The sequence below is a fragment of the Olivibacter sp. XZL3 genome (genome assembly GCF_004368405.1).
GTDB lineage: Bacteria > Bacteroidota > Bacteroidia > Sphingobacteriales > Sphingobacteriaceae > Olivibacter.
Window position 1 is genome coordinate 197,005 of the sequence record NZ_SBJH01000004.1, and the last position, 15,689, is coordinate 212,693.

The 15,689-nt window shown below is 46.6% G+C and carries 9 protein-coding genes; 7 read left to right on the forward strand and 2 right to left on the reverse strand.

Annotated elements, in window-relative coordinates:
* The first annotated feature begins 10 nt into the window (after nucleotides 1–10).
* The 5 genes from EPX21_RS01620 to EPX21_RS01640 all read left to right on the forward strand — a co-directional run bounded on the left by EPX21_RS01620 (nucleotide 11) and on the right by EPX21_RS01640 (nucleotide 10,333).
* Complete coding sequence (locus tag EPX21_RS01620) at nucleotides 11–3,169, forward strand: TonB-dependent receptor (RefSeq protein ID WP_134087931.1); 3,159 nt, start codon at nucleotides 11–13, stop codon at nucleotides 3,167–3,169.
* A gap of 130 nt (nucleotides 3,170–3,299) precedes the next feature.
* Nucleotides 3,300–4,724: a RagB/SusD family nutrient uptake outer membrane protein gene (locus tag EPX21_RS01625; RefSeq protein WP_134087932.1), complete on the forward strand. Its 1,425-nt coding sequence runs from the start codon at nucleotides 3,300–3,302 to the stop codon at nucleotides 4,722–4,724.
* A gap of 17 nt (nucleotides 4,725–4,741) precedes the next feature.
* Nucleotides 4,742–7,276 (forward strand): hypothetical protein, encoded by a 2,535-nt coding sequence (locus tag EPX21_RS01630; RefSeq protein WP_206105969.1) that lies wholly within the window; start codon nucleotides 4,742–4,744, stop codon nucleotides 7,274–7,276.
* Nucleotides 7,277–7,289: 13 nt separating this feature from the next.
* A complete protein-coding gene (locus EPX21_RS01635) occupies nucleotides 7,290–8,003 on the forward strand; it encodes a GDSL-type esterase/lipase family protein (RefSeq protein WP_134087933.1) in 714 nt (237 codons plus the stop codon).
* Nucleotides 8,004–8,020: 17 nt separating this feature from the next.
* Nucleotides 8,021–10,333: a glycoside hydrolase family 3 C-terminal domain-containing protein gene (locus tag EPX21_RS01640; RefSeq protein WP_134087934.1), complete on the forward strand. Its 2,313-nt coding sequence runs from the start codon at nucleotides 8,021–8,023 to the stop codon at nucleotides 10,331–10,333.
* A 4-nt stretch (nucleotides 10,334–10,337) separates the two neighbouring features.
* On the opposite strand, the gene EPX21_RS01645 is transcribed toward EPX21_RS01640, so the two are convergent.
* On the reverse strand, nucleotides 10,338–11,093 hold the full coding sequence (locus EPX21_RS01645; protein ID WP_134087935.1) for a GntR family transcriptional regulator: 756 nt from the start codon (nucleotides 11,091–11,093) through the stop codon (nucleotides 10,338–10,340).
* A 135-nt stretch (nucleotides 11,094–11,228) separates the two neighbouring features.
* Between EPX21_RS01645 and EPX21_RS01650 the strand changes: the two genes are divergently transcribed.
* Complete coding sequence (locus EPX21_RS01650; RefSeq protein ID WP_206105970.1) at nucleotides 11,229–12,806, forward strand: glycoside hydrolase family 140 protein; 1,578 nt, start codon at nucleotides 11,229–11,231, stop codon at nucleotides 12,804–12,806.
* 57 nt (nucleotides 12,807–12,863) lie between these two features.
* Here the strand turns inward: EPX21_RS01650 and proC are convergent, their stop codons facing one another.
* Nucleotides 12,864–13,679 (reverse strand): pyrroline-5-carboxylate reductase, encoded by an 816-nt coding sequence (gene proC / locus EPX21_RS01655; protein ID WP_134087936.1) that lies wholly within the window; start codon nucleotides 13,677–13,679, stop codon nucleotides 12,864–12,866.
* Between the two features lie 407 nt (nucleotides 13,680–14,086).
* Here proC and EPX21_RS01660 point away from each other — a divergent pair, with 407 nt between their 5' ends.
* Nucleotides 14,087–15,685 (forward strand): sodium:alanine symporter family protein, encoded by a 1,599-nt coding sequence (locus EPX21_RS01660; RefSeq protein WP_134087937.1) that lies wholly within the window; start codon nucleotides 14,087–14,089, stop codon nucleotides 15,683–15,685.
* The last annotated feature ends 4 nt before the right edge of the window (nucleotides 15,686–15,689 follow it).

Below are 15,689 nucleotides of genomic sequence, written 5' to 3' on the forward strand. Positions count from 1 at the left end.
CAAATAATTTATGAAATCTTTTATTAAACTCAAGCTTGTCTACCTGCTGATCTTCTTATTTATAAATAAGATCAGTTTAGGGCAGACGCAAATCAGGGGAAGGGTTGTCTCATTAGAAGACGGACAAGCCTTAGCAGGTGTGAGTATTACCGTTAAAGGGGGCAACACCTCTACAAAAACCGGTGAAAACGGTCAGTTCGTCATTGCAGCGACTAGTGGCGCCAGTCTCGTTTTCACCTATGTCGGCTTTGAGCGTCGGGAAGTGCTGGTGCGCGATGAAAACAACCTGACGGTCAGTTTGACACCAACTTCACAAATGCTCGAAGATGTCGTAGTAGTGGGCTACGGCACGCAACGAAAGCGCGACTTAACAGGTTCCATTGTAAATTTGTCAGGAAGGGACTTAATACCAACGCCGGCGGCTAGTTTCGACCAATTGATGCAGGGCAGAGTGGCCGGCGCGCAAATCACACAAACCACCGGCTCCCCAGGGGGAAACGTTAATGTGGTTATACGCGGTATCAACTCAATCACCGGAGGTAATCAGCCGCTATACGTGATTGACGGCTTTGCCATTGGCGCCGGCGGCAGCGGATCGGACGCGTCGAGTTTTAACGGAAACTCTTACTCTTCCAGCGGTATGGCCAACAATACCGTATCAAAGATTAATCCGCTCAGCACCATCAACCCTTCAGACATCGAGTCGATCGAAATCTTAAAAGATGCTTCGGCTACGGCTATCTATGGTTCCCGGGGCGCAAACGGTGTGGTTATCATTACGACCAAGCGAGGCAGGAAAGGGCAATCGAGCATACAGGTGGAAGCTTCTGGCGGCTTGCAGCAGGTAGCTAATAAGCTGGATATGATGAATGCCCAGGAGTTCGCTCAGTTTGTGGCGGAGGGACGCGATAATGCCTGGGTTTTAGCCGGTGGAAACGCAAGCGATCCGAACGAGGCTCGAAATACCGCCACCATCGTCAAACCCGAATTTCGCAACCCTAGCGCCCTTACTACCAATACCGATTGGCAGGACGTTATTTTCAGAACCGCTCCCGTGCAAAACTACCTATTCTCTACCAGCGGTGGCCAGCAGGTCGTCTACAACATCTCCGGAGGTTACTTCGATCAACAAGGTATCATCAAGGGATCGGATTTCAAGCGTTTCAATCTACGAAGTAACCTAGACGTGGATCTGACGGAGAAGCTAAAGCTGGGTGTCTCTATCGCCGGCTCTCATTCTTATGGCGATTTCGCCAGAGCCGAGGGTCACCTAGGTCAACGAGGCTTGATTGCTACGGCATTAGCAAACTCCCCAGCCCTGCCGGTTTATAATTCCGACGGAACTTACACGTCGGAGCTTTTAGACCCTTACGGTGTGCCTGTTGAAAATCCCTTACTCGTCATTGACGAATTTAGCGACAAGCGCTATAATACGCAGATTTTCAACAACAATTACCTCGAATATAAAATAAACGACGATCTCTCAATTAGAACTTCCATCGGCATCAATTATAATTCCGGTAACACGAAATTGTGGAAGTCGTCCGAGATTGGCCAATGGGGTGTTAAAACCAGTCCTGCGACGGCAGGCGTCAATCAACAGACGTCCATCAATTGGTTGAACGAAAATACGATTACCTATAACAAGCAACTTAATGAACGACACCGTATCAATGCCGTTGCGGGTTTTTCGGCTCAAAAAGACCGATTTGAAATCTTGCAGGCCGGTGCTACAGACTTTCCTACTGATTATATCCATTACATTGGCGGTGGAAATGTTAATGCCGGCAATAACTACATCTCCGAATGGGCTATGCTCTCCATGTTTGGAAGGATTAACTATACTTTTGCTGACAAATGGCTGTTTACCGGAACAGTACGCCGCGATGGAAGTTCTCGCTTTGGTGCCAACAACCGTTGGGGAACCTTTCCTTCTGCCTCGGTTGGATACCGATTGTCTGAAGAGGCCTTCATGAAAAACCAACAAGTGATCAATGACCTGAAGCTGCGGGTGAGCTATGGTGAATCGGGTAATAACCTCATTGGCAATTACGCTCACATCGGCTTACTGGGTACTACCTCTTATGTAAACAACGGCGCACCTATTCTAGGGATTGTGCCAGCAGGGCTTGCTAATGCCGAGTTGACTTGGGAACGCTCGCAGCAAACAAACTTAGGTTTGGATATCGCTTTCTGGAACAGTCGACTGAATCTCAGTGTCGATCTTTATCGCAACCTGAAGAAAGACCTGTTGCTCAACAACGCCTTACCGGCCATTTCCGGCTTCCTTACCGCCACCCAAAACATCGGTGAACTGGAAAATAAGGGATTGGAAATCGCTTTAAATACGGAAAATATCCGTAGCGACAATTTCTCCTGGACTACTAATTTCAACATCAGCTTTAATAAGAATAAGGTATTGAAATTAAGCACGACAGGTTCGCGTATCAGCAATTCAACCTATCAAATTACGGAAGTAGGCAAACCTATTTCTAGCTTTTTCTTGTTAAACGCTATCGGCGTATTTAGAGATTGGGATGAGGTTAACTCCTCGCCTTTGGTTACACCCAATACACAACCGGGCGACGTAAAGTTTGAAGATGTAAACGGCGATGGCCGTATAAGTGACGACGACAAAACTATTGTTGGCAACCCTATGCCCGATTATACTTTCGGATTCAATAATACGGTTCGATATAAAAACCTGACCTTAAACGTCTCGGTGGTGGGCAGCCAGGGCCAGGAGGTTTATTTTCAGGGAGGTGAAATTTTATTGAACAGCGCGGGCGTACAAAATCAGCTGGCTTTGGTAAATGATCGTTGGCGCTCGCCGGAACAGCCAGGAGCCGGTTTAGTGCCTAGAGCTATTCGAAGTGACTATGCTCGCGGACAACAGTTTAGCTCGCGTTACTTATTTGACGGTTCTTTCGTTCGGATCAAAAACATCAACCTGGCCTACCGCTTGCCGCAACGTTTGCTTAACAAATTAAATATCCCCGGTTTAACTGTATACGGGGATATTGCAAACGCTTTCACCTTTACCGACTACCCTTCCTACGATCCGGAGGTGAGTTCTACCGGCGATAACATAGCGGCAAGCGGCGTCGATTATTTCGGCTATCCGTTGGCGCGTACTTTCACACTAGGGATTCGTGCCACTTTAAAATAAACGATGCGATTTTACCTTTATAAACAATATTATGAACCGTCCACGTTTAAAATTCATTTTTATCACACAGGGGAATGTAAATTTTTAACATGGTAAGCTCCATCTGACCGATGGATTAAATTATTTACATATGAAAAAGTACTGTTTAAGCATCTGCACCGTTTGCCTATTAGCAATAAGTGCCTGTAGCAATTTTTTGGAACTGGAACCCGATAACCAGATCAATCAGAACAATTTCTATAAAACGGAAGAAGATTTTGAAACGTCGATGGTAGGTATTTACGCCACTTTAAGAAACTTATACGCGCGCGATATTTTTTTCATTACGGAATTAACAACCGACAATACAGAAATTTCCATTCCAACATCGTCTCTTGCGGAAGTGGAATTTGATGAAATGACTATCACCGCAACCAATACCATTGTCCAAAGCGCCTGGAACAGTGCCCTTTTTACGGTTGCACGATGTAATGTACTCTTGAACCGCATTCAGGAGGCTTCCATCAATGAGGAAGCTAAAAACAGGATATCGGCAGAAGCGCGGTTTATGCGTGCCTTAAGTTACTTCTTCCTAGTGCAGGCTTTTGGAAACGCTCCCGTTACCGATGCCGAGTTTGAAAGTCCGTCGCAGGTTTTCTCGACCGACATTACCTTAAGGCCCAGTGAAGAGGTATATCAACTCATCATCAACGACCTAGTCACAGCCGAAAGCCAGATACCAAACACCTTAAACGCCAATAAAGGCGAAGCTTCCATTGGCGCTATCAAAACCTTATTAGGGAAGGTATATCTTGCGCATCACGACTATACAGAAGCCGCAGCCAAATTAAAAGAAGTTATCGATTTAGGTCATTACAGTCTGGTAGACGATTACAAAAGTCTCTTTCAGCCTGGCAACGAAAATCTGGCGGAATCTATTTTTGAGTTTAAATTCACTTCAGGGGTTAATCTGGGAAACACTTATTCCTCCCTCTTTACGCCTGCTATTATCGGTTTATTGCCCGACAGGCAGTCTGGATCAGGCCGTATCAACCCAACGCTAAGCATCATACAGGCCTATGAACCGGGTGATGTACGCAAAGCGGCATCCGTAGGGGATTCCATCCTTTCGGATGTCGGCATGGTTTATAGCAGATATGGCCTCAAATTCGTAGATATGACTACCAATAATCCACTCGACGGCGCCGCTAATTTCACGGTATTGCGCTATGCCGATGTCTTGCTTATGTATGCCGAAGCACTGAACGAGCTCGGTGCTGCTGACGTCTTCACCTATCTTAATCTGGTGCGATCGCGAGCCCATTTGACGGCCTTGCAAGAAACTGGACAGGAGGCGCTGCGCAGTGCCATAGCGCAGGAAAGACGTGTCGAATTTCTCTTTGAGGCACAGCGTTGGTTCGATTTGAAACGTACAGGCAAAGCGCAGGAAGTGGTTAACGCTTATTATGCCGAAAAAGGCTTACGTTTTTCGGTAGAGGACCATGAATTGTTGATGCCGATTCCGCGGCGCGAAATTGAAATAAATCCTAACTTACAACAGAATCCAGGTTATTGATCTAACTAAAAGCAGGTATGATGTATACGAAAAATAGATGTCGAATGCTGCTGGCTTGGTGTTTTATGCTGACATTAAATTGGACTCAGGCGTTCGCACAAATAACAACGAGCCTAACAGGGAAACGCTTCGCTAACATCACATTAGAAGCCTCTCTGAAGCCTTTTAAGCAAAAAGACAACAAGTACTATCAAATGGTGGCAACCGAACTGTTTACGCAGTGGCAATCTCTTTTGCGCCATACAGATACGGTTTCGGTATTGCTATGGGTGGCCGACGGCTCCGAAATACTCAACTACCAAGGTAAGTCGGATCAGTCCCTGGAATGGGCTAAATACATCGGCAATCCGAACACAGATCGCCCTGTCGGTTCCGGCCCGAAAGAGCTCTCGCTCCACGAACGGGCCTACCTTTATCAGGGGGCCCCGCCTAATTTCACCTATGGCGATCTTAAGCAAATTGTAAACACCCTCAAGGAAGTAGGAAAGCATCTCACAGGCAAGCCAATACGTATCGGTGCTACGTTCGACCCTGGGCCTGAATTTGCGAAATCACCCTTTAAATACGAGAAACATCCGGAAATCCTCGAGGGCAGCGCCATGGGCCATAAAAGCTTTGTCTATAGTTACGCCACTTTAAAGGCCGACAAGCAGAGCTATGCCGGCTATCCGGAAGGTATACCGGCCAACACACCTTTCGGCACTTTCTTTGGCCGACAAAGTCAGCACTTTTTACGCGACCTGGGCTTCGACTATATTTGGTTCAGCAATGGGTTCGGCTTCGGCATGGAGCCTTGGTCGTCAACCGGCGTTATTTTCACTGGTACCGGTTTCAACAGCGACAAGCTTGCTGACACCAAAGCAAAGATTATTAACTTTTGGAAACTTTTCCGGCAAGAGTGCCCCAACTTCCGCATCGAAACCCGGGGCACCAATCTCTCTACCGGTATTGATTTGGCGAAAGACGGTGTGGATTTAAGAACCATCTATAAAGGAGGCTTTAATATACTGCCCCCACCCAACTCGCCATGGGCTGCCCTCGATGGCGATTTCGGACTGGAATTGGTTGGTTATATGTCGCGCATGGCTGAGCTGCCGGGCGACCACTATATTTTTAGATATTATACGCACGACCCTTGGTGGTTAAACAGCCCTTGGCTGGATCGTTACGGCCGCGAACCGCATGACATTTACCTACCGATGAGTGTGAGCCGTATCGATGCAGAGGGAAACATCGCTTTGCCAACCCATTTGAATTTTCTGACAGTGGATGACTCGTTTGGCAATATGCCGACACAGGTGCCCGACGAAGTGACGCCTCACATCCTAAAAGCCCGTTATGATAGCCCAGATGCGCCTGGCCCACTCGTGTGGATATATCCTTTTGAGGAGTATCATCATTGGGCCAATCAGCAAAAGAACCTGGAAGAGATCTACTATGGCGACTGGTTTATTCGCCAGGCTATCAATAATGGTCTGCCCTTAAACACCGTTATCAGTAGTCGTTCTTTCTCTTCTGTAAAACGTGAAAAACCAGGGCTCTTCGATCAATCTGTTCTGATCAGCATCGTACCCGATCCCGGCTCTGACTATGAAAAGGCGCTAATCAACCATGTTCAACAGGGAGGAAAAGTCGTTATTTATGGCCCTGTTAACAGGGCAAGCGACCGCTTTCTGGACTTGCTGAATTTGGAGAAGGTCGACCCTCTGGACGGCGAATTTCAAATAAGCAGAGCCTTCGTTAACGACCATTTAATGCAAGCTTATCCCAATAAAATCCGTCATCAGGCCCTCTTTTCGGGAGCGGGTATCAGCAGCAAAGTAAAAGATGTCCATGATACATCCACAAAAGTATATGCACAGTTTAAGCAAGGTAATGCCAGTAGAGATGTGGTGATTGCAAGAGCACTGCCGACCTGGAAAGGGGGCGCCGTCGCCTATATCAGCGGCACCAATTCGAGTCACTTTTCGGGCGGGCGACTTCTAAATCCGGACAACCCGAATGAGTACTTCATCGGTCCACTCTATATGCGTTATATCCTTCAAGCCTTCGGAATTGACATCAATTTCGAGAAAGCGGATCCAGCAATCAAAAGTCCGGTACTAGGCATCTCCAGAAACCGAAACGCCTACTTTTTTTCCGGTTATGCGCCCAACACCACCGTAAAACACCTGTTTAAGCTTCCACAAGGGGCACCTCTACTAAACGGTTACGATACCGAGTTGATCAATGGCAGCAGCAGTTATATATTCCCAACCGCCTCACATCGGGAATGCCGTGTATTTATTGAACAACAAGACGGCATTGTCTCCTCTAAAGAAATGCATTCGGGGGAACTAGGTATTAGCAGACGCTTAAAGGTCAGCGGACTAAAAAATGCCACGGTACGGATATATCCGCCGGATACCACAAAAGATAGCGCCATCCATTTTTATCTGAACAGCGATTATCCTTGGAAAGAAGGTAAAATACCTTTTAAAAAAGGCGATCAGAAATTCGGACATCACTACGTCGTTGAACATATTAGCGGAGATCTCGTGGTCTCCTGGTGACATTATATATTTTATGAAAACAGCAAGATATATCGTCTACAGCTTATTTCTGTTTAGTGTGAGCTGGGCTCAAGAAACAGACCGCATCTCTCCGGTCGGCTATCTCGATTCGGTTAAGCACATGCTCCACGCCAAATTCCCGAAAAACCGAACTATTAACCTCGTGTTTCACGGTCATTCTGTCCCTTCCGGATACTGGGCCAACTCTGAAGTACATACCTTGCAGTCTTATCCATATCTCTTATTAAAAAAGCTCAAAGCGCAATATCCCTATGCAGTAATTAATGTTATCCTTACTTCTATCGGAGGAGAGTGGGCCGAAAAAGGAGAAAAACGCTTTGCTACAGACGTGCTGCCGCATAAGCCCGACGTGCTCTTTATCGACTATGCCCTGAACGACATGGGGGTGGGCTTGGCGCGGTCTAAAATTGCATGGAGCAAAATGATCGAAGCAGCAAAAGAAAAAGGCATCAAAGTAGTCCTCCTCACTCCTTCACCCGATCAACGACAAAACCTGATCGATCCAAACTGTCAGTTGGCCCAGCATGCGCAGCAAATCCGCACTCTAGCACGGCAGTACCATATTGGCCTTGCCGATCCTTACCAGCGTTTTGTGCAGATCGCAACGAAAGAGGACAGCTTAAAGGAGTATATGTCGCACGTTAATCACCCCAACGAAGCGGGGCATCAAGTGATTGCCGACGAACTGTTCAAATGGTTTCAATAAACAAGCAGCTTACATCCATGAAAACGATCTTATATCCATTTTTCAGTATCGCTTTATCGATACTTTTAAGCCTCCAAGCCCAGGCACAAGCACCTCTCCCGCAATTGGGACATGCTTCCACACAACAGGTCATCGATGCCATGACCAACGAAGAAAAAGCACTGATGGTAACTGGCGCGAAACGGCGAGAAGTAGTTCCTACGCCCTTGCCCGGCTATCCGCAAAAAAATATAGAGGGTGTTGGAGGTTACACCTACCCCTTCGTGCATCTCGGTATCCCTGCTGTTATGTTGTCCGACGGACCGGCAGGTTTGCGCATTGCACCCCGACGTTATGGAGACACCAGCTATTATTACTGCACGGCATTTCCGGTTGCCAATTTGGTCGCTTCCAGCTGGGATCCCGACGTTGCAAAGGCGATAGGAGAAGCCATGGGACAAGAAGCATTGGCCTACGGTGTCGATATATTATTGGCACCCGCATTAAACATACACCGAAATCCACTGGGTGGCCGTAACTTCGAATATTACTCGGAAGACCCGCTTATATCCGGAACAATGGCTGCCGCTGCAATTAAAGGCATCCAGTCGCAAGGTGTGGGAACATCGGTAAAACATTTCGCTGCTAATAATCAAGAAACGAACCGACGCACCATTAATACTGTCCTCAGCGAACGCGCTTTACGGGAGATCTACTTAAAAGGTTTTGAAATTGCAATAAAAGAAGGGAAACCCTGGACGGTCATGTCGTCTTATAATAAAATCAATGGCTGCTATACTTCGCAAAGCACGGAGCTATTGGAAGATCTCCTGCGCAAAGAATGGGGATTTGACGGCTTTGTACTGAGCGACTGGTATGGCGGTGATAATGCCGTTGCGCAAATGAAAGCCGGAAACGACCTGTTGATGCCGGGTTTAGCCGCTTGGTCAAACAGCATTGACAGCGCCTTAGAAAACGGTGCCTTAGCTGCTGAAGAAGTTGACCGCAATATTCACCGCATCCTGGATGTAATCCAACTCACACCCACTTTTAAAAATCACCCGGTTACCAATAAACCCGATCTGAAGAAACATGCGGAACTGGCTAGGGAGGCTGCCGCCGAATCATTGGTATTACTTAAAAACCAAGGCGCTACTTTGCCTCTTGCCAGCAGACAGAAAACGGCGCTATTTGGCAACTATTCTTATAAACTGATGGTGGGAGGCACAGGAAGTGGTATGGTTAACAATGCTTATAGCGTCTCCCTGGCACAGGGACTCCAAACAGCGGGTTTCGTAGTGGATGAAGATTTGGCAAACCAATATTTGAGCTATCTGGAGAAAGGCAAAAGAAAACTCGACAAACGTGACAGCTTAATCACCGCCATGCCAAAACTGGACAGTATTTTAAGCGAACTACCAATAAGTACGCAGCAGATACGTAAACAAGCGGCGGCAAGCGATGTGGCGATCATTTCCATCATGCGGGTGTTCGGCGAAGGGGGTGACCGTAGACGCAACGATTTTTATCTAACAACTGCAGAACAAGACTTGATCACTCGCGTTTCAACGGCCTTTCACGAAAGAGGAAAAAAGGTGGTAGTCGTACTGAATATCGGTGGCGTTATAGAAACCGCTAGTTGGCGAAACGAAGTGGACGCCATTCTTTTGGCTTGGCAGCCGGGACAGGAAGGAGGGCATGCTCTAGCCGATATTATTAGTGGTCGGATCAACCCCTCCGGCAAACTTACCACAACTTTCCCCTTACACTACGAAGACGTACCTTCCGCTGCTAACTTCCCGGGCACGCCCATGGAAAACCCGTCGGAGGTGATATACGAAGAAGGTATCTATGTAGGCTATCGTTATTATGACAGTTATCAAGTGCCAACTGCCTATCCTTTTGGTCATGGTCTCTCTTACACCCGGTTTGCCTATGATAAACCGAAACTTAGCGCAAAGAGCTTCACTGATACCCTTCAAGTGTCCATCTCTCTTAAAAATAAGGGGACAGTGGCAGGCCGGGAAGTAGTACAGGTTTACCTTCGGGCACCAGGGAAAAGTATGCACAAACCTACTAAAGAATTGAAAGCCTTTGCCAAAACTAACTTACTGGCGCCCGGTGAAACACAACAAGTGAATATTCAGCTTGGTCCGTCCGCCCTAGCTTCCTTTGACAGTCAAACAAGCGCCTGGGAAGTTGAAGCAGGACAGTATGAGCTGTATTTCGGCAGTTCCAGCCAAGACATTAGGGCAAAAGTGGCATTTAACGTACCGAAAGCTTTTACGGTGCAACGCGTTAAAAAGCTGTTGGCACCGCGCACTGAAATAGCCGAATGGACAGGAAAATAATGGATTACTTTATTGAAGGCTCGTACTGTGGATGTGCCACCACCGCAAATTTATACTTATCGCCCCGGTAATAGGACTGCTCGATTTCGATTACCTCTTCTGTGGGTGTTAGTACTACACCGTCTAAAGCAAATACCGCGATCGGTGTATCCACCTCAAAATTGTTGTGGCTGTCTTTAGGATGCAGAATATCGGCGCTTAAAGTTTGCTTAATATCATTAATTTTTAATTTATAATGATCTTCATATGTTTTAAAATAAGAAACGTCCGTAGATAATCGATCGATCTTTGGGCATAGTTGCAGAGAAATATAACGAACCTCGTCTTTTAACACATCATCATCGGCATATCGGAGCAGATGAATCTTCAATACAGGTCCTTGAATAATATAATGCTTACCCATAATAGCAGAAGAAACGCCTTCCTTCAGGATCGTTTTCTCCAAAAGCACGTTTCTGGGGGTGAAGCCCTCTACTTTGAGGCCTTCATTAAAACCTCTACGGGTTGCATCAATAGAACCCAAGGTACGCAAGAGCTGATGACCGGAAGTGCGGTTCAGCACAAAGGTGCCTTTTCCTTTTATTCTCCGCGCCCACCCTTTGGATTCAATCTCGAGCAGACTTTTACGGGCAGTCGTATTGCTGATTTGATATATTTTGATCAGCTCATTTTCGGAAGGAACCTTATCACCCGGCAACAGTTCGCCCGATATAATTTTTTCGATAATCTCCTCACTTATGGCGATAAATTTGGGCTTCATTGATCAAATACCGATTCTTAAACATCTATTAATTATGCGAATATAGACATTTTCATATAAAACGTTACAGCTAGCGCAACTTGCAGGCTGATTGAATTTATTTACTTTAGTGTAACCAGATCTAAAAATAACACCATGAACAGTCAATATATAATAAAGGGATTTACGTCATTAACATCCAGCAATCCCTTCACCGTTTTTTCAACGGAGAAATACGCCGTTGATTTCCCCTTGCTTTACACCGAACGGAAGCGCTTAACAGCGGCCGTCATGCAACAAACCGTAACTTGTACCATACTTTTCCTATTGCTATTTATCTATCCGAAAAGTGCCTTCAATCAATTGCATGTGAGTCCTGGTACAAACTATATCCAGCAGGCAGACAGTCCTTTTTTATGGCTAGGCGACACTGCCTGGGAGCTCTTTCATACGTTGAGCATAGAGGATGCCAGCTACTATCTACAAACCCGCGCAGCACAGGGCTTCACGGTTATTCAAGCGGTCATTTTATCGGAACATGATGGCCTTAAGTCTCCTAACTTTTATGGCGACCTGCCCTTTAAGAACCTGCAACCCGAGCAACCCAATGAACGATACTTTAAACATATCGATGAGGTGATTGATCAAGCGGCCCGGTTAGGCCTTCAAGTAGCTTTATTGCCGACATGGGGCGACAAAGTTTTATCCAATCGGCCCGGAGCGGGGCCCGTGATTTTTACTGAAGCCAACGCTTATCACTATGGCAAGTTTCTCGGTAGGCGCTACCGCAATAAGCCCATCATCTGGATGCTAGGAGGCGATCGCAACGTAAGCAATCTAGAGGTAAAAGCAATTTGGGATGCAATGGCTAGGGGTTTACAAGCCGGTGACGAAGGAAAACATCCTATAACCTACCATCCTGCGGGCGAGTCGACCTCCGCCCTTTGGTTTCATAATGCGTCGTGGCTTGCCTTTAACAGCTATCAAAGCGGGCACGCTAAGCGGTTTTTCCCCGTCTATCAAATGGCTGCGAAACATTTACTGCTACAACCCCTTAAACCCTTCATTGAGGCAGAACCCGCTTACGAAGGTATCCCGATACGGTTTTGGGAATTTATAGATTGGAACAACCCGCAGCGAGTTCCCTCAGCTGTTCTGGACGAGAATAAATGTCTTGCCGATACATCGTATTTTAAATATGGCTATTTCACGGATTACGATGTCCGTGTACAAGCTTACTGGAACTTTCTATCCGGAGCCTGTGGTTATACTTATGGCAACAACGCCATCTGGCAATTTTTTGAGCATAAAGGCTTTTTCCAAATCCCCTGCTTAAGTGACTGGAAAACCGCTTTACATAGTCCCGGAGCGAACGGTGTCAAACACCTAAAAAAGCTCTTCCTGGCGCGCAATTTCGCCAAGCTGACACCTGATCAATCGCTCATCTTTGGATCAGCGGGTAAGGACAGCACCTATATCTGTGGAGCCGTCGCAAATGACCACAGTTTCGCCTTGGTTTACGCCGCTTTAGGACAAGCCTTTCACGTAGATCTCAACAAAGTCAAGGGGACGGTTCAAGCCTATTGGTACCATCCAAAAAATGGCACAACCCATTTTATTGCTTCTTATCCTGATCGTGCCATCACCCTTTTTACGCCGCCAACGAATGGCAACGGCAATGATTGGTTATTGGTGTTAGATAGTGAAGAGGCTGATCTGCCGGCGATCGTATAAGATGCTCTACATCGGTTATAATACAGCTATCGACAAAAGCTGTCGGTAGCCGTATTACTATACATGATCAAACTCCCTTCCCAATGCTGCGGCACGGTGAAAAGCAGCATAGGCGGCTTCTTTGATAAGTTCTTTGACATTATTCTCTTCCATCGAATCCAGTGCAGCCTGAGTTGTCCCGCCTTTAGAAGCCACCCGTTGTATCCAGTCCTGCGGCGTCAAGTTGTAATTGTTAATAAGCTCAATGGCGCCCGCAAAGGTCTGACCCACCAGCAGTCTGGCATCTTTTGATGAAAAGCCCATTTTCTGAGCTGCCTCAATCATCGATTCCATGAAATAAAAAATATAAGCCGGGCCACTGCCGGAAATGCCTGTAGACGCGTCCACCGCCCGCTCCGACTTGAGTCCAATGGACCGCCCTGTCGTGTTCAACAACATCTCCACAGTCGACAGCTCCAATCGGGACACCCCAGCGGCCGCTGTGAAAGAGGTCATACCCAGCCCGACCAATGCGGGCAGGTTCGGCATAGCACGTACAACTTTATCTGTACCAAGCCCCATCGCCAGGCTTTCCAGCGTTACGCCCGCCATGATGGAAATAAAAACTTGTTCGGTATTTACCAGCGGGCGCATACTTTCCATCAAATCCGCCGCATGTAGCGGCTTTACCGCGAGAAAAACAAGATCCGCTTTCGGTATACAGGATGCTATATCGTCATAAACTTCAAAGAGTCCTGTTGCAGCCAGCCGCTCCCGCTTATCTTCATTTCTGTCTACAATCATTAAATCCCCTGCTTTTAGAAAATTAGATTTCGCCATGGCTTCAGCATAAGTGAAGCCCATATTCCCCCCACCAATTACAAGTATCTTCATGTTTATTCTGTTTACATGCCGAGATCCATTTCTCGACAAATAGTACGTCCGATACGCCGCAAGCATCATGCAGCCATGCCAATTTTTGTCAAATTGTACGTCCCCGCCCGATTCTATAGGCAGGCTGATCTTTTAATCGAACCTTAAATGGTGCCTATCTCCCCTCAATCCCGTAAATACGTTGCGACTGTAAATTTGGCAGCAGCCAATTCGGAATTGACAAGAATGTAAATATGGCAGAATAATTGATTATCGTTCTCGTTTTTTGTATTATAAAAATATAATAAACAATCAAGTTATACTTGAATTCGTTTTTTTACCCTTTTTTCTTGACATTCCAACGCTATCTTCCTATTTTGTGCCCCCTCAAGACAGTTTCACTTAGCAAAATCAAAAGAATTTATTGCATGAAGTTATTCAAAACAGCCTTTTCCTTTTTACTAATTATAAATTCTTCTATCTATTCAGCTTTCGGCCAAAACAAAGGCATCGATAAACAGATCGACGCTTGGTTTAGCCCTATTGCCGACTGGTGGGAACAAGTCGTTTTTGTAGAAATACCGTTTTCAGACACCGTCTCCATCCCCTTGGTGCTCATTTTACTCATATGCGGCGCCGCTTTCTTTACCATCTATTTTAGGTTTGTCAATTTGCACCGAATTCCTATCGCATTAAAAGCCGTCCGAGGCGCTTATGACCATTTTGAGGTGGGATCCACTGGCGACTCGAAAAAAAAGGAGGATCAAGACGCCGCTGGAGAGCTCACGCATTTCCAAGCACTCACCACGGCGGTCTCGGGCACAGTTGGCTTAGGGAATATTGCCGGTGTTGCCGTTGCGATCGCCATTGGTGGTCCGGGCGCCACCTTTTGGATGATCATTTCCGGTCTGTTAGGAATGACCACTAAATTTGTAGAATGTACGTTGGGTGTAAAGTATCGGGACGTCGATGCAGCAGGCAGAACCTATGGGGGTCCGATGTACTATTTAACCAAGGGATTGAAAGAAATCGGCGCTGGCAAATTCGGTAAATTTTTAGCCGTTGTATTTGCCGTGATGGGTGTGGGCGCCTCTTTAGGTGGAGGCAACGCCCTTCAATCCAACCAAGCGATCGCCCAGCTCACGAATACCTTGGGCGTAGAAGGAGGTTTCGTAAAAACCTTATTCGGAGTGGCACTAGCCCTTATGGTAGGCTTAGTTATTATTGGCGGTATCAAACGGATCGGTAAACTGACCGAAAAACTGGTTCCATTGATGGCAGTCGTATACATATTAGGTTGCCTAACAGTTGTCGGTTATCATTACAGCTATATCGGTGAAGCTTTCGGCCTGATCATCAATCAGGCTTTTAGTCCTGCGGCCGGCCTTGGGGGATTTGTAGGTGTTCTAATTACTGGCTTTCGGAGAGCGTGCTTCTCGAATGAGGCCGGTATCGGTTCGGCCGCTATTGCGCATTCGGCCGTTCGCACGCGTTATCCCGCTAGCGAAGGCTTGGTCGCCTTGCTCGAACCCTTTATTGATACCGTTGTTGTTTGTACCCTAACCGCACTCACCATTATCTTTTTCAATAGCAGCGGTGCGTTTACGTATGGACAACAAGATGCCTTGGGAAATGTGATTATCGAAGCCACGGGTGAGACCGCAGGCGGCGTAAAACTCACAAGCATGGCCTTCGAAGACGTCATCCCACATTTTTCCATCGTACTGACCGTTGCTATTTTTCTATTTGCCTTCTCTACGATGCTATCTTGGTCTTATTATGGCATTCAATCTTGGAAATTTTTATTTGGCCGATCAAAATGGGCAGATCTCAGTTACAAAATTCTTTTCTTGGTCTTCATCATAATCGGCGCCGCAGCAACGCTCGACTCCGTTATTAAATTCTCCGACGCAATGATTTTAGCCATGGCCTTTCCCAACATGATTGGTTTATTCTTATTGGCGCCTAAGGCAAAACAGGAACTAAAGCGTTACATAAAGGCCATCCAGCAACATGGCGTTCGCTAGGTGA